A 14,443-nucleotide genomic window follows, 5' to 3' on the forward strand; every position below is an offset into this window, starting at 1 on the left:
GACCTGGCGGACGGCGGCTTCGACCTCGTCCAAGGGATAGGCGGGCAGCACCCGGCAATCCAAGGCAAAAACATCCTGACCTGGCAGCGTGTTGATATTGGAGACATTGGCTTCTTTCTTGGTCGGGACAAACGTGGAGACAGGAGGACTAAAAAGCGGATCGTGCAGATTGAAGCGGTCCCGAAGTTTTTCCAGCTCCAGGATCAGATCGGCGCAAGCCGTCAGCGAGTTGACGCCCTGGTCCGGAGTGGATGCGTGGCATTGCTTGCCCTGGACCGTGAACGAGAGCCAGAGCACGCTTTTTTCGGCCACTTCGATGGCATCTCCCCCGGGCGTGCCGAAGTCGGGAATGACGATCAGATCGTCCGGGGCAAAGTGGTGGCCATGATGTGTTAGGATATGCTCCATTCCGAACGCGTTGCCGGTTTCCTCGTCCGCGGCCAGAACAATGCCCAGGGACAGGGGTGGCGTGGCGTGGGTTAAATCCAGGGCGCGCAGAAGCAATAGGGCGCTGACCATGCCCTGGTGGTTGTCTTCCACGCCCCTGCCCCGGATGATATCTCCATCCCGGCGGAGGACGAACGGATCTCCCGACCACAGGTTCAGGTCGCCCACGGGAACGACATCCGTGTGCGCGATGAGCCATAGGGTCCTGGGTGAGCTCCCCGGACGTCTGATAACGAGGCTTGGGCGGATTCCACTTGGTACGCGATGGTCCGGAGCCTCGATGGTCGTGATGTCCAGCCCACTGAATTTTTTCGCGTATTCGTGGAGATACGCTATTTTTTCGAATTCGCCCTGGCCTCCGTTGCTGGGTCCCAAGGCCGGGATGGCCACGAGGTCGCGCTGGAGGCGAAGAAGTTCGTTTTCACTGGTGTCGATGCATGCGAGGATGCGATGGAGCATTGCGGTCTCCTGGATTGGACTGGTGATTTTTTTGTCTGGATAGCGGGGGCTGGCGGAATTTTGAAGAAAAAAAAGGCAGGAAAAATCCTGCCTCCTTGGGAGCGAGCGAGAAATGGGGTTAACGGCCCTTGGCGGCGCGCTTGGACGCCTTGAGGGGGTTGACCTTGGATTTTCCTTTGGCCGCGGCCTTGATGTGGGTCGCGAAGTTGCAGTCTCCCAGGCGCCACTTCGAGGCTGGCTGGGGATAGCTACCACAATATTTGCCACCTTCGAACTCAACGATCCGTTCGCAACCTTCACACTTGTCCACAATTTGGTACATGATCACGCCGTTGACCTGGACACCTTCGTCGGTCTTGACGGCATTGCTGAAATCTACTGCCATGAGGCTCCTCCATTATTATGACCTGAAATGCTACCGCACTGTTATCCGGTGAAAATGGCGGCTTGACGCATGGCACCGGAAACCCGTTTTCTTTTTCGAATCATCGGTAAAAGTCAAGAAATTTTCTTAACCCGTGACGTCACGGTTCATTTCTTGACGTCGAAATCCAGAAGATCCAACTCCGCGATGTCCGGCTTGACCGGCGCGGATTTGCGATCCTTGGCGAAATCCAGGTAGATGTCGTTTTCGATGGTTTGCTTTTTTGTGGCCTTGCCAGACGAAGATGATTTGGGCTCGTCGGTCAAGGGGGCGAGCATTTCTTCCAATTCGGGGATGAAGAGTTCCTCGCGTTTGGCCGGCGCGGGTTTGGGCGTGGGCGCTGGGGGTGTTTCCGTGGCCAAGCTGAAATCGAGTTCCAGCAAGTCGTCGCTGGATGTGTCGCCAAGAAATAGATCTGCGGCGGGCGGGGCGGTCTTGGGCGGTTTTGGCGCCGTGGGAGCCGTGCTGGCCAGGGGCTTGGCGTCATCCAGACCAAAATCCAGGTCCGGCAGGTAGCCGACCTCGAGTTCTTCTATGGGAGGATGCGATATCGCCTGCTTCGGTTCTTCCGGAAGTGGCGCGGGTTGAGGGCGGTTCTCGGTGCTCGCGGTTGTCTCGGTCGCTGGTGGTTCTACGTGGGGAGCGGGGGCCGCGAACCAATCATGACCACGGGATGTCAGCCAGTTGAGGTAGAGTGCCTTGCGGGTTTCTTCCCAATCAAAGCCGCATTTAGGGCATGTGCCGACATGGTCGAAAGCGTGGTATTTGCATTTTTTGCAGTACATGTGCTGTCCTGATGGAAGTTGGCTTAGGCGAAACAGTCGCAATCTATACTCGAATGTACTCCCGAGGCAAGCCGTGAAGGCAATTGAGGCCGGCGGGGAAATGCTCGCTTTGTACCCATCATTTGCTGTTATCGAAAAAAGCAAGGCGGAAGAAAATTTTCTTCCGCCTTGCGGTTGGAGGAACGAGAAGTTGTGATGTTACGTTGGGCGCCAACTGGCTTTTGAGGTGATGTGCGGCACTTGCTAGAAACAGGCCTTGGACACCGAAATACCAATTTTTTTGGATCATTGACCGTCAACACGCCTGGGTACGTTCACGCTTTTTCCTTATTTGGGCTTGCCTCGCTGGATGATGGAATTTTACGGATGTTCACAACCGACGCGACCGTTGCCATCAAGGTTTCATAAGGTTTTTTCTTCCGACGCGGTTTTGCATGGCAGTTGTGTTGGACGCTTGACCTGGGACGGGTCCTTGTCCGAGGGAGCCACATCCAAAATTGGCGCCACGATTTTTGAATAATGGCTCTTGATTACAAGTAGTAGACGGACGCCGTGAAAAGTCAATCCTTATTCTTGCGTAGCCGGTCGGCAAAAATTTTGGTGGCGGCGGCGAATCCACCGCAGACAATACCCATGAAAAACGCCTTGACCGGCTCGTATCCGAACCAACTGGCGATCATGCCGATGGATCCACCGACGATGATCCCGCGCAGTACGGCGTGGGCTGGCGAGGTTTCCCGCAATCTGTCGTTCATTGCCGCTCCATGGCTGGTGGCCCGTTACACGGACGGGGTTTGATCCTTCATCAGCTGGTGCAGTTGATTCAGAATTCGGTTTTTATAGAATTGGACGACATCATCCCGCGACATGATCATATCCAACTGGCGGGTATGCATGAGGATATGCCCTAATATTTCCAGGTGTTTTTCGATGAATTCCTGGTCGCAGTCATCCAGGCGGGCAAACAGTGCGTCCTCGCGAATCTGGGTTTGAAAATCGAATTCGTCAAGAATTTCTCCGACAAAATGGGCGCGGCGGACGCGGCGCTGCAGGTCGGCGGCGCCCCCCTTGAATTGGAAGCGGATGTAGTTCTCCCGGGGGCGGGGACCGGCCAAGGCTTCAACGGACGTGAAATGGAAGCCAAAGCGCGATTGAAGATTACAGAAATGCTTTGAAATCATGAAATAATTCTTATTGGCAAAATCCGAGGCCATGCCCGGTTCGAGATTGCGGTTGGCCGTGGCCTGGAACAGAACGGAAAGGAATCCACGTCCGTCGAGGCTCGGGGGGCCGTCCCAGGGAAACGCGATGATCCCACGCCACAAGGCGAGCATGGGAATCGAGGCGATGTTGTCCAAGGGGACCATGGGGCCTTGGATTTCCTGATAAAAACCATCTTCGAGGTTGATGATCCACCACTGCATGGGGACGATGGTTTTGAGCTGTTTGCTGGAGCGCGGTGAAAAGTCATGATCGCGCCCGAAGATGAACATTTCCTGAACGGCCTTTTCGTGGCAAAAGCGGGTAATGTCGTGCAGGGTCCGGCAATTCGAGGCCGTGAAGTTCACGGCGTCGGGGTCAATGAGATTAAGGGGGACGATGTGTTCATTTAAACGCTCCAGGGTTTGAAAGACAGGGCTGTCCTTCATCGGCGATGGTGCTTCCTCCAGGCAATCGGGCAGGATGTCCTGACGCCCGGCGTAAACAGCGCAATTGTTGCTGTCCATGGTGATTTCCGCGCCCGGAGCGAGTTTTTTGGTGGCGTCCTTGACCCCGAAAAGGGCCGGAATGCCAAATTCCCGCGCCACGTTGGCGAGGTGCCCGGCGGCGCTGCCCTGCTCGGAGACGATGCCCTGGCAGCGTGGCAGAACAGCGGCCCATTTTGGGGACGCTTCGACGGATACCAGAATGGCCTTGGGCGGAACCAAAAGCAGATCCACATCCTTCTTGACGATGTGCGCGACACCGTGGGCCACTCCGGGGCTGGCCGCGACACCGCCGCGTATGATCGGTTGGCATTCGGTTGGCGGGGCGGTCGTTGTCACCGAGGTCTGGGAAACTTCCAAGGGTCGGGTCTGCAGGAGGAAAAGACGGAGGTTTGGAGTGAAGGCCCATTCGATATCTTGTGGGCAGCCATAATGGTTCTCGATCCGCATGGCGGTGCAGGCCAGTTCCAGGACCTGTGCCGGTTCGATAGTCCAGGCTTCGCACAATTTTGGGTCCACGCTGACCCTGCATACCCCCTCGACTTCGGAGCAGGCCAGGCAGGATGCCTTGCGGGAAATATCCTGGGTCGCGATGCGTGGCGGGTCGGCCTTGACCACGGTGAAGTGGTCCGTGGCCGCTGTTCCGTCGACCACGCCCTTGGCCATGCCCCAGGCCGAAGTAATGTGGATGTTCGTGTCCAGGACGTCGAGGGGATTGACCGTGTAGGCGACACCGCCGGCCCTGGACGTGACCATGCTCAGGCATCCGACGCACATCATCACATCGTCGTCGCGAATGCCGCGCATGTAGCGGTAGGTCATGGCATGGGGTGAGTATTTGCTGGCCACGACTTCCTTGTAGCCTTCCATCAGACTGTCGCGGTTGAGGTTGAGCAAGGATTTGTATTGGCCGGCGAAGGATGTCCTGGCGCTGTCCTCGCCCAGGGCGCTTGACCGGAGCGCGACATTGATTTCGCGTCCTTCGCGCGCGCGGAGGCGGTCATGGGCTTGGAGAATAGCCTGTTTCAACTCGGAAGGTACCTCGGCTTCCAACACCATGCCGCGTATTTTCGCGCACAGTTCAAGCAGGGTGATGGAGTGTTCGCTTGCGTCGTCCTCGGGATCGGGGATTTCACTCGAAGGTCGGCTGGCGGCGAAATATGACGCCATGGGATGACCAAGCACGAGACAATTGATTTGATCCCACAATCCGGATTTTTGCATGAATGTGGCATAGGCATGGGCCGTAATGGCAAAGCCGTCGGGAACCAGCATATTCAAACGATTGCGTAATTCGCCAAGATTGGCCGTTTTTCCGCCGACAATGTCCATGTCCTCGGCCGTGATTTCCGAGAGATCGAGAATGAATTCCGTGCACCTCGTCGCGGGTCTTTGTCCAAGCTCTTTGAGCAGGGCTTCTTGAATTTTTTGGAGGACATCGCGCAAGGCCGCGTATTTGTCGGGGGCCAGAAAGAGAAGGCTGTCGACAATGACCATGACCTTGGCCGTGATGGTGGTCACGCGCGAACGAAGGAAGTGCATCCCAAAATGGCGTCGGCCCCTGGCGGCTTCCTCCAGTTCGGTCATGGTGTCGAGGCAGGCGTTGTTCGCGGCCAGGAGGCGCCGGAAAGCTTGATACCGGGCTTTGAAAATCTCATTTTGCTCATCGTGATCCGTGGCAGCTTGGGCGCGCGGCGAAGCCTGAAAGAAATTTTTGAATTTTTGCAGCAAATCCATGCGGCCTCCGTATCGCGAAATGTAGGCCCGGGAAGGCCATGTTCAGGGTGATGGACGCACGTTCCCGGCGTGCTTGCCTTTCTTTGTCGCATGGAAGGACGGGGCTGGGCAATGGCCGGTTCGGGCCCTTGCTCGTGGGTCTGCTCCCGGACAAGGGCTTCCGCGTGACGGCGTCTTAAGTCTGGGCGAGGCCTGGCCGCTGGCGGATTGTTGTCGCGACCGGGGTCAGAATCGGTTGGGACATGGCGGGAACATGCCGTGGATGTGATGGATGCGTCGGAGCCGCGCGGGAGAAGACGCCTAGTGCGTGGATTGTCGATGGCGCGAGGCGTGCGGCGAGGAGCCGCGCATTGATTGGGAGAAGTGGACGCCTCGCGGTGAAAATTCGTTCACCTCATAAGCTGGAAGGAGACACGGTTCCGCCCGTCTTGTTTCGCCTGGTAAAGGAGGCGGTCCGCCGCGTCGAGGAGATCTTCCTGGGTGATGGTGTCGACGGCAACGCAGGTTACCGCGCCGACGGAGACGGTCAGGTGCGGGGTCAGGGGCGAGGCTTGATGCTCGATGTTCAGATTTTCCACCGCCGCGCGGATGGTTTCCGCCAGGTGGCGACATCCGTTTTCTCCGGTGTCGGGCAAGAGGATGATGAATTCCTCGCCGCCAAAACGGGCCACGAAGTCCGCCGTGCGGCCCAGGGATGATTGGAGAACACGGGACACGGCCTTGAGGCAGTCGTCGCCGGCGAGATGGCCGTAGTGGTCGTTGTAGTTCTTGAAATGGTCGATATCGATAAAGAGCAAGGAGATCGGGAGACCGGAGCGGACTGCCCGTCGCCATTCCAGCGTGAAAACTTCATCGAAGCGCCGGCGATTGGGGATATTTGTCAATCCGTCGAGGGTGGATAGATTTTCCAGGAGATCCCGGTTTTTTTTAAGCTCCAGATGGTTTCTGATCCGGGCGCGGATAATGGGCGGACTGAATGGCTTGCGGATATAGTCCACGGCTCCAAGTTCGAGCCCTTTGGCTTCCTCGCTTGTTTCCCATTTGGCGGTCAAGAATATGATCGGGATGTTGTGGGTTCTGGTATTTTCCTTCAAGCGCTTGCAAACTTCGAAGCCATCCAGATCCGGCATGACGATATCCATCAGGATCAGATCCGGCCGAGGTTCGGCTTGAGCCATTTCCAAGGCCATGTGCCCACTGGTGGCGTAGGTCAGATTGTGTTCATCTCCGAGAACCAATTCCAGGGTCTGAATGTTGAAGGGTTCGTCGTCCACGATCAACACGGTCTGTTTGCTGCGGGACTGGGACAAAATGGCGCTCCTGTGATCGGAGGTGGAAAAAGTAGCGGATGGATGGTGCTGGGTTGCCCTCCGCGTGATGTTTTCCCCGTAAACGCCTTTGGCCCATCATGCAACAGCTGGCTGTCGCGGAAGATTTGTCTTTCGTGGCGCGTCTGGGGCTTGTGCCGTGATCGGCTCGCGCGGGCGCCATCGGACTCGGGGTGCGAGGGCTGTTTAAACGCGATTCGGATTTTGTGGGGAACGGGGTCGGGAGCGATAGAAAAAGCCCTCGCAAGCGAGGGCCGGGTGTCTATTGTTTTGGGGTGGCGGGTGATTGGAGCGCCGCCGTTTTGACTGGATCATGCAATTGCGCTTTATATTGTGCCACCAGCGCCTTGAACGAGGGCATTTCCTTGGCGGCTATTGGTTCGGCGGGAAGCATTTTGAGCTGGAGCGGATTGATCAGCTTGCCGTTTTGTTTCATCCTGAAGTCCAGATGCGGTCCCGTGGCGTATCCCGTGCTGCCCACATAGCCAATGACCTCGCCCTGTTTGACCCGCGCCCCTTTTTTGGCGTTTTTTCCGAATTTGCTCATGTGATTGTAGATGGTTTCGTAACCGTTGCTGTGAATGACCCGCACATAACGGCCCTGGGAATTGTTGAAGGCCGCTTCGGCGATGATTCCGTCGGCCACTGTGCTTATGGGGGTTCCGGTTGGCGCGGCATAGTCGATGCCCTGGTGCGGGCGTCGGTATTTGAGAATGGGGTGCATGCGGCTCATGGAATACCCGGAGGAGATGCGGGTGAAGGGCAGGGGCGCCTTGAGGAATGCTTTGCGCAGGGGACGGCCATTTTGATCGTAATAGGCGTTGTTTCCTTTTTTATCCGTGTAATGAAAGGCGTAGAAGGTTTGCCCCTGATTGGTGAAGCTGGCGGCCTTGAGTTCGCCGTAACCGTGAAATTTTCCGTCACGGGAGCGTTTTTCGATGATGACCCGGAAGCTGTCCCCCGTGCGTAGGTCGCGCACAAAGTCGACATCATAGGCAAAGACCTTGGCCATGCGAATCGCCAGTTCGTCGTCTTCTCCCGCGCCGTGCACCGCGCCGAACAGGCTGCTTTCAATGGTGCCGGCCACGGTTTTTGTCTCCGTGTCGTAGGGAATGGGTTCGCGACGGAATTGGTAGCCGGAATCGGTCATGGAAACGACAAGGCGTTCCTTGTCGTCGATTTCATATTCCAGGCCAATGAGCGCGCTGTCGGAGTAGATCATGGTCCAGGGCTGGCCGGCCTTGAGGTTGCTCAGGGAATAAACATCCTTGCTTTCGTCGCACAGCGAATAGATTTCACCAAGGCCCAGATGCCCTTCGAGCAGGGTGGAGGGAGAATCACCGCTTTTGATGGTTCCGGTCATGCGGGTGATTTCCGGTTCCCTGGGGTATTCGGCTTCGGGCAGATGTCCGAGGTCGGTGTCGCCAATGGCGATGGCGTGGCTGCTGGTGGCCTCGGTGGCTGATTCCCGCCATATGGTTTGTTCCCGCGTATCGCGGTCAATGCTCGATTGCGTTTCCTTGGGGTAAAGAAAATGGAAAAAAAGCACGAAACCCATGACGGCGGCGCCCAGGATAACCGTGAAGGAAAGCACGGCCCGGGAAACGATGGAGCGGGTTCTTGAGCGGTGAACGTAGGGTTTGTGGCGGGGAATGCGTCTATTTTTTGGCATAAGTCCTTGGTCATCGTTGAGGTTGGCTCACGAAGTGGCTCGTTTTTGGAAACAAGCGCCTCAAGCGGCTTTGCACATCCAGAAGGTGAAATGCCGAGTAGCAATAGCCGGCTAATTGGCTCAGCTCAAGCATTAGTTTGGTTTGTCAAATCATGCGGCGTGTAACGGCCCCAACGGTGATCAGGATCCTCCCTGGTTTTATCACCGCCGGGCATGGCGCGTGACCGTGGTTCGCTTGCTCATCCCAAAGTCCGGCCACGTGGGCCCGCGTTGGAACGGATGCGCCAGATTCAGGGTTTGAGCCCGTGAAGAATAAAGGCGATGACGTCGTCGAAAAGGGTTTCGCTGCCGTAGGGAGTGAGCAGGCCGTGGCGGATACCACCAACAAGGTTGCAAAACACCACCGCAGTCATTTTTTCAGGGTCGATCTCGCGGATGGAGCCGTCGGCCACGCCTCGGGCCAGGCAATCCTTGAGAATCTCGTACAGTTCGGAAAAGTTCCGAACCATGATTTCCTTGTCCTCGACGGTCTTGAGGTCGCTGAATGGAGAACACCGGACAAGTACCATGAAATTTTGGCGTGAGTCCTGGGCGAAATGGAAGTAGGTCGTGGCAAACAGATGGACCGCGTCGAGACCGTTTTGCGCGGTCTGGATGCTGGTCCGGATGGCCTGGACCAATTCGCGTACGACGTCCAGGCCGCAAGTGAGGAAGAGTTTTTCCTTGTTGCCGAAATGGTGGGTCAGCAGCCCCAGGGCGACGCCCGCCCGCTCCGAGATTTTTTTGAATGTGGTCTCGGAATAGCCATGTTCGCTGAATAGTTCCTTGGCGGACTTGAGAAGAAGGTTTTTTTTGTTGGGAGCGACGGCCATGAGCGCGTTCCTTGTGCCTGCTGAAGCTGTCATGCAGGAAGTGGGTTCGTGAGTTCGGGATGTTTGTGCGCCGAGCGCGCCAACTGTGTTGTTCGATTGGGCGCCCAACCAGTAGGGAATGGGGCCGGGGTTGTCAACGCGGGGTTGCGCCGCTCAAATTGACAAACAGGCGGATGTTCTTGAATAAAAAGCCTTTCGCAATGACAAGGAGTTCCGCATGAACACGTGTGCCTATTGGCTTGGTTTTTTTGTATCCCGGATTCGTGTCGCCGTGTACGCCCTTCGCTCCGGAAAGCGTCGTTTCGCCAAGAATGGCAATGTCCAACAAAGCCCTTTATATGATGATGTCCATGCCTGGCAGAAAGCCCAGATGGATTCCATGACCTTCGAGAACGACCGACCGGTCAAGATCGACAAGGGTGCAGTGGATCTTGGGCTGATGCGGCGCGTTCATCGACGCACCCTGCTTGGGATCAAGCATGAATTGGGGGATTTGTGGCGCCCATCTTCCGTCACCCTGGACAAGGGCCGGGGAATCAGCTTGGATCAGTCCATTGCCATCATGCACCGTTTGCGCGACGCGGGTTTCCCCGATGATGCCCTGGGCGTTGTTTCGGTGGAATTCGCGGGCCGACGTCATTCGTTCGCCATTGTTCACGATAAAATCGATGATTTCTGGGTGCTTGACAATGGCATGTTTTCCCTGTGCCCGGTGCGTGGCAGCGTGCTGCTTTCGGCCCGTCCGGATGTGCGGGTGCTGATCGGGTTTAATTTTTTTGATATGTGGAACTACTGAATTCCAAGGAGATGACGGTGAAAATTGTCCATACCACAACACCTGATGCCGTGCATGTCGACAACGAAGTGGCCAAGGGCGTGACCGGCCGGGTGGTCATCGGCGCGGCCGACGGAGCCCCGAATTTTTGCATGCGCCGTTTCGACGTGACGCCTGGGGGGCACACGCCACGGCATGCCCATGTGTGGGAACACGAGATCTTTTTCCACGCGGGTCGGGGTGAGATTTTCCGGCTCGGGGAATGGGTTGCGGTTGGCCCGGGCGACGCCGCGTTCGTGCCCGGTGGCGAAGAGCATCAGATCCGCAATATCGGGCCAGAGCCATTGGTTTTTTTGTGCCTGATCCCGTCCGGGGCTCCGGAGATCTGAGGCCGGGACATGCCTCGTCGCGCCCTCGATTACGCGTATCTGTCCATTGCCGCGTCCCTGTTGACCATGGCCCTCAAGTTCGGGGCCTTTTTTCTGACCGGATCGGTGGGCCTTTTTTCCGATGCAGTGGAATCCGTGGTCAATCTGACGGCCGGGCTTATCGCGTTGTTGGCCATTGTCCAGGCCCAGCGCCCGGCCGATCACAGTCATGCCTATGGCCATGGCAAGGTGGAGTATTTTTCCAGCGGCGCCGAGGGGATTTTGATTTGCTTCGCGGCCGTGGGCATCGCCTATGCTTCTGTCCAGCGTTTTTTGTATCCACGGCCCATTGAGTCCCTGGGGTGGGGCCTTGCCGTGGCCGCGATCGCCGGGGCGGTCAACTTGGGGGCCGCCCTGGTCATGCTCCGCGCCGCCAAGGAGTTCGACAACATTGTGCTCGAGGCCGACGCCCGGCATCTCCTGACCGACGTCTGGACCTCGGTCGGCTTGGTGGCGGCGCTGGGCGTCATGCTCTTCGCGCCGCCGTCTTGGCGGATTTTGGACCCAGCCTTGGGTCTGATCATGTCCGTCAATATTATCTGGACGGGTGTCGCGCTGGTCCGGCGATCCGTGGCCGGTCTCATGGACGAAGGATTGCCGAAGGCTGAATTGGAGCGCATCGCCCAGGTCATCCTCTGTGTTGGTGGTCCGGAGGCCGGATTCCACGCCTTGCGCACGCGTAAATCCGGGGCCGTGCGCTTCGTGGATTTTCATCTTTTGTTGCCGGGCGCCATGACCGTGCAGCAGTCACATGATGTGTGCTGCGCCATCGAGAAGGAGCTCGGCGCCTTGTGGCCACGGACCCAAACCACCATTCATGTCGAGCCATGCGAGGATTACGCGTCTTTCGACGGCTGGAAAGTCGGGGGCTTGTGCAACGGGCGTCTGATCGGTCAGAAGGGGCCGCGCAGCCCGGGTATATCCCGAAAATAAGGTGCTTCGGGAGTGTATATGTGGAAGCGAATTGTCGTGCTCTTGTGTTTGATGTTTTTCCTGGGGGCTGGGTGCTCGACCGTGGGCGAGGTCACGGGCAAGGCGGTCAAGGGCGTGGAGAACGCGGCCGATGACTTCAAGCATGGTTATCACAAGGGCCGAAGCCAATGATGGGCGGAAACAATGTCTCCGACCCGCCCAAGATGGACCAGGGCTCGGGGGCCGTGTTTTGAGCGCGGACATGGGATGATCGAGGTGGCGTCACCCCGGCTAGGCACGAGGATGGGTCTTGAAATCACGTGTCGACCTTCAAGCAGGGTTGACTTTTATCCCGACATGGCTTTTCGGGGCGGTGCCGATGATTTGGCGGCGTGGCGAGCCGTGGCCATGGTGGAATCCACGACGCCAAAGCGTTTGCCAAACGTGCGCGAGGTGTATATTTTCGTGCTCCGTTTTACTGATTCATGGAGGAAGGCATGAGCAATCCGGTGGTCCTGGTCGACACGACCAAGGGCGAGTTTCTGGTGGAGCTGTTCGCGGACAAGGCGCCGGGAACCGTGGCCAATTTTTTGAGCTATGTGGACGAAAATTTTTATATCGGAACCCTTTTTCACCGTGTGATCAAGGGATTCATGATCCAGGGCGGCGGGTTGGATAATATGATGCGCGAAAAGCCAACCAAGGCGCCCATTCCGAACGAGGCCGCCAATGGCCTGAAAAATCTCGAAGGCACCGTGGCCATGGCCCGCGCGGCCGATCCGCACAGTGCCGCGGCCCAGTTTTTTATCAATACTGTCGATAACCCGGACCTGGATCATCAAGGCGGGGACGAGTTCGGCTATTGTGTTTTCGGTCAGGTTATTGACGGGATGGATGTGGTCAAAAAAATTGAAAAAGTCCGGGTCAAATCCCTGGGTGATCACGAACACGCGCCCGCCGATCAGGTGTCCATTAACTCCATTACCCGTTTTGAATGACGGACGACGTTGAAGTAAGGTACGAAACATGAGTGAAGATTTTGCCGAGCTGTTCGCTTCCTACGAATCCCAGCGCAAGACAGCCCTCAAGGCAGGGGACAAGGTGTCCGGAACGGTCATCTCCATTGGTCAGAAGTCCGTTTTTGTTGATTGCGGAGCGTCCGTGGATGGGATCGTGGACCGCGAGGAACTGCTGAACGACGCCGGCGAAGTGAGCGTGGCCGAGGGCGACACGCTGGAACTCTACGTGGTCGGCCTGACCGATGACAGCGTGCGTCTGTCCAAGGCCCTGACCGGCATCGCCGGCATGAGCATGCTCGAAGACGCCTATTCCAGCCGGATTCCGGTCGAGGGCAAGGTCAAGGAGCAGATCAAGGGCGGCTTCCATGTGGAGATTCTGAAGCGGCGGGCCTTTTGCCCCGTGTCCCAAATCGATGCCCGCTATGTCGCCAACCCCGAGGACTATGTTGGCCAGACCTTGCAATTCCGCATCACCAAGCTGACCGAGGGCGGCCGTAATATCGTGGTGTCCCGTCGCGCTCTTTTGGAAGAGGAGCAGCGCGAGGCCAGCGCCAACTTTTTCGAGCAGATCAAGGAAGGAGACGTGGTCGAGGGCGTGGTCACCCGCCTAGCCGCCTTTGGCGCGTTCGTGGAGCTGGTCCCCGGCGTGGAAGGGCTGGTGCATGTTTCGGAAATTTCCTGGGCCCGAATCCAGAATCCGGAAGACGTGTTGACCGTGGGCGATCGGGTCCGGGCCAAGTACCTGGGTACCAGCGCCGGCAAAAAACCCGGCGAGATTCGTATTTCCCTGTCCATGAAGCAGGCTCAGGACGATCCGTGGAAAACCGTGTCCGAGAGGTTCAAGGACGGGGACAAGGTTACAGGTAAGGTGGTCAAATTGATGGAATTCGGGGCTTTTGTCGAGATCGCGCCCGGCATCGAGGGGCTCGTTCATGTCAGTGAAATGAGCTACGCCAAGCGCGTCCACAAACCCGGCGACATGGTCCAGGTCGGCGACGTTATCGCGGCCGTCATCAAGCAGGTTGATGTGGATAAGCAGCGCATTTCCTTGAGCATGCGCGACGCCGAGGGCGACCCATGGCTGACCGTGGCCGAGAAATATTCGGTTGGTTCCTCCGTGCGGGGCACCGTGGAAAAGCGACAGCAGTTTGGCCTGTTCGTCAATTTGGAGCCGGGCGTGACCGGGCTTTTGCCCCAGTCCGTCATGGCCAGGGCCGAGGGCGAGGTGAAGTTCGACAAGCTCGTTCCGGGCGATACCGTGGTGGTCAGCATCGAGAGCGTGAATCCGCGCGAGCGCAAGATCAGCCTGGGCACGGGGAAGAAGGATGAAGTTTCGGACTGGAAGGGCTACAAGCCTCAGTCTTCCGGTGGCGGTCTTGGCTCTCTGGGCGATGTCCTGGCCAAGGCCATGAAGAAGAAATAGGCGTCAAGAACACGAACCGCAAACCAAGGAGGCGATCATGGCCATGGAACGTTGGGAATGTCCGTGTGGTTATGTCTACGACCCGGCCGAGGGTGATCCGGATAACAACATTCATGCCGGGACAGCCTTCGAGGATCTGCCCGAGGATTGGGTTTGTCCCAAGTGTGGCGCGGAGAAGGAGTTTTTCAACAAGTTGTGATGCCATCTGACTGTTTGTTCGAGGGGAGCTGGAAGCGATTCCGCTCCCTTTTTTTTCTTTTGCCGGGCGTAAGGAGGAGGCGATGGATGCATTGAGCCACAAAGGGGTGAATTGCTGGGAGCGCTACGCTTCCGAGAAAGATCGGCGGGACATGGACAGTCTGGCCGTGGGATATCTGGAATTTCTCAGCCAGTGTAAGACCGAGCGCGAAACCGTGGCCTGGATCATGGATCAGGCCGGGGCGCGTGGATTTTCCG

General features: G+C 57.4%; 15 protein-coding genes. 7 read left to right on the forward strand and 8 right to left on the reverse strand.

The window, feature by feature from the left end:
* From EOL86_06905 to EOL86_06940, 8 genes are all read right to left on the reverse strand, one after another.
* The coding region (locus EOL86_06905) for a M20 family metallo-hydrolase (GenBank protein ID NCD25303.1) at positions 1-906 on the reverse strand (906 nt) is incomplete at its 3' end.
* 118 nt (positions 907-1,024) lie between these two features.
* On the reverse strand, positions 1,025-1,291 hold the full coding sequence (locus tag EOL86_06910) for a hypothetical protein (protein ID NCD25304.1): 267 nt from the start codon (positions 1,289-1,291) through the stop codon (positions 1,025-1,027).
* Positions 1,292-1,437: 146 nt separating this feature from the next.
* Positions 1,438-2,115 carry a hypothetical protein gene (locus tag EOL86_06915; protein ID NCD25305.1) on the reverse strand — a complete coding sequence of 226 codons (678 nt, stop codon included), beginning with the start codon at positions 2,113-2,115 and terminating at the stop codon, positions 1,438-1,440.
* A gap of 560 nt (positions 2,116-2,675) precedes the next feature.
* Complete coding sequence (locus EOL86_06920) at positions 2,676-2,870, reverse strand: hypothetical protein (GenBank protein NCD25306.1); 195 nt, start codon at positions 2,868-2,870, stop codon at positions 2,676-2,678.
* Positions 2,871-2,894: 24 nt separating this feature from the next.
* Positions 2,895-5,558, reverse strand: a complete 2,664-nt coding sequence (locus tag EOL86_06925; GenBank protein ID NCD25307.1) for a pyruvate, water dikinase — start codon at positions 5,556-5,558, stop codon at positions 2,895-2,897.
* A gap of 389 nt (positions 5,559-5,947) precedes the next feature.
* Positions 5,948-6,868: a diguanylate cyclase gene (locus EOL86_06930; protein ID NCD25308.1), complete on the reverse strand. Its 921-nt coding sequence runs from the start codon at positions 6,866-6,868 to the stop codon at positions 5,948-5,950.
* A 280-nt stretch (positions 6,869-7,148) separates the two neighbouring features.
* Positions 7,149-8,558: a peptidase M23 gene (locus EOL86_06935; protein NCD25309.1), complete on the reverse strand. Its 1,410-nt coding sequence runs from the start codon at positions 8,556-8,558 to the stop codon at positions 7,149-7,151.
* Between the two features lie 290 nt (positions 8,559-8,848).
* The gene (locus tag EOL86_06940; GenBank protein NCD25310.1) at positions 8,849-9,430 is read right to left on the reverse strand and encodes a TetR/AcrR family transcriptional regulator; all 582 of its coding nucleotides are present in this window, start codon (positions 9,428-9,430) and stop codon (positions 8,849-8,851) included.
* Positions 9,431-9,647: 217 nt separating this feature from the next.
* On the opposite strand from EOL86_06940, the gene EOL86_06945 reads away from it, so the two are divergent.
* From EOL86_06945 to EOL86_06975, 7 genes are all read left to right on the forward strand, one after another.
* Positions 9,648-10,226: a hypothetical protein gene (locus EOL86_06945; GenBank protein ID NCD25311.1), complete on the forward strand. Its 579-nt coding sequence runs from the start codon at positions 9,648-9,650 to the stop codon at positions 10,224-10,226.
* An 11-nt stretch (positions 10,227-10,237) separates the two neighbouring features.
* The gene (locus EOL86_06950) at positions 10,238-10,594 is read left to right on the forward strand and encodes a cupin domain-containing protein (GenBank protein ID NCD25312.1); all 357 of its coding nucleotides are present in this window, start codon (positions 10,238-10,240) and stop codon (positions 10,592-10,594) included.
* A 9-nt stretch (positions 10,595-10,603) separates the two neighbouring features.
* Positions 10,604-11,566, forward strand: a complete 963-nt coding sequence (locus EOL86_06955) for a cation transporter (GenBank protein NCD25313.1) — start codon at positions 10,604-10,606, stop codon at positions 11,564-11,566.
* A gap of 476 nt (positions 11,567-12,042) precedes the next feature.
* Positions 12,043-12,543, forward strand: a complete 501-nt coding sequence (locus tag EOL86_06960; GenBank protein ID NCD25314.1) for a peptidyl-prolyl cis-trans isomerase — start codon at positions 12,043-12,045, stop codon at positions 12,541-12,543.
* Positions 12,544-12,571: 28 nt separating this feature from the next.
* Positions 12,572-13,987 (forward strand): 30S ribosomal protein S1, encoded by a 1,416-nt coding sequence (locus tag EOL86_06965; protein NCD25315.1) that lies wholly within the window; start codon positions 12,572-12,574, stop codon positions 13,985-13,987.
* Positions 13,988-14,030: 43 nt separating this feature from the next.
* Entirely contained in the window at positions 14,031-14,186 is a 156-nt protein-coding gene (locus EOL86_06970; GenBank protein NCD25316.1) for a rubredoxin, read from the forward strand.
* Positions 14,187-14,268: 82 nt separating this feature from the next.
* A partial coding sequence (locus EOL86_06975) for an aminopeptidase (GenBank protein ID NCD25317.1) occupies positions 14,269-14,443 on the forward strand: 175 nt, incomplete at its 3' end.

Source organism: Deltaproteobacteria bacterium (assembly GCA_009930495.1).
Taxonomy (GTDB): domain Bacteria; phylum Desulfobacterota; class Desulfovibrionia; order Desulfovibrionales; family Desulfomicrobiaceae; genus Desulfomicrobium.

What these genes read in the sequence shown, in the direction of transcription:
- EOL86_06910 (NCD25304.1), bottom strand. Translation starts at nt 1,291, where the DNA reads ATGGCAGTAGATTTCAGCAATGCCGTCAAGACCGACGAAGGTGTCCAG.
- EOL86_06915 (NCD25305.1), bottom strand. Translation starts at nt 2,115, where the DNA reads ATGTACTGCAAAAAATGCAAATACCACGCTTTCGACCATGTCGGCACA.
- EOL86_06920 (NCD25306.1), bottom strand. Translation starts at nt 2,870, where the DNA reads ATGAACGACAGATTGCGGGAAACCTCGCCAGCCCACGCCGTACTGCGC.
- EOL86_06925 (NCD25307.1), bottom strand. Translation starts at nt 5,558, where the DNA reads ATGGATTTGCTGCAAAAATTCAAAAATTTCTTTCAGGCTTCGCCGCGC.
- EOL86_06935 (NCD25309.1), bottom strand. Translation starts at nt 8,558, where the DNA reads ATGCCAAAAAATAGACGCATTCCCCGCCACAAACCCTACGTTCACCGC.
- EOL86_06940 (NCD25310.1), bottom strand. Translation starts at nt 9,430, where the DNA reads ATGGCCGTCGCTCCCAACAAAAAAAACCTTCTTCTCAAGTCCGCCAAG.
- EOL86_06945 (NCD25311.1), top strand. Translation starts at nt 9,648, where the DNA reads ATGAACACGTGTGCCTATTGGCTTGGTTTTTTTGTATCCCGGATTCGT.
- EOL86_06950 (NCD25312.1), top strand. Translation starts at nt 10,238, where the DNA reads ATGACGGTGAAAATTGTCCATACCACAACACCTGATGCCGTGCATGTC.
- EOL86_06955 (NCD25313.1), top strand. Translation starts at nt 10,604, where the DNA reads ATGCCTCGTCGCGCCCTCGATTACGCGTATCTGTCCATTGCCGCGTCC.
- EOL86_06960 (NCD25314.1), top strand. Translation starts at nt 12,043, where the DNA reads ATGAGCAATCCGGTGGTCCTGGTCGACACGACCAAGGGCGAGTTTCTG.
- EOL86_06965 (NCD25315.1), top strand. Translation starts at nt 12,572, where the DNA reads ATGAGTGAAGATTTTGCCGAGCTGTTCGCTTCCTACGAATCCCAGCGC.
- EOL86_06970 (NCD25316.1), top strand. Translation starts at nt 14,031, where the DNA reads ATGGAACGTTGGGAATGTCCGTGTGGTTATGTCTACGACCCGGCCGAG.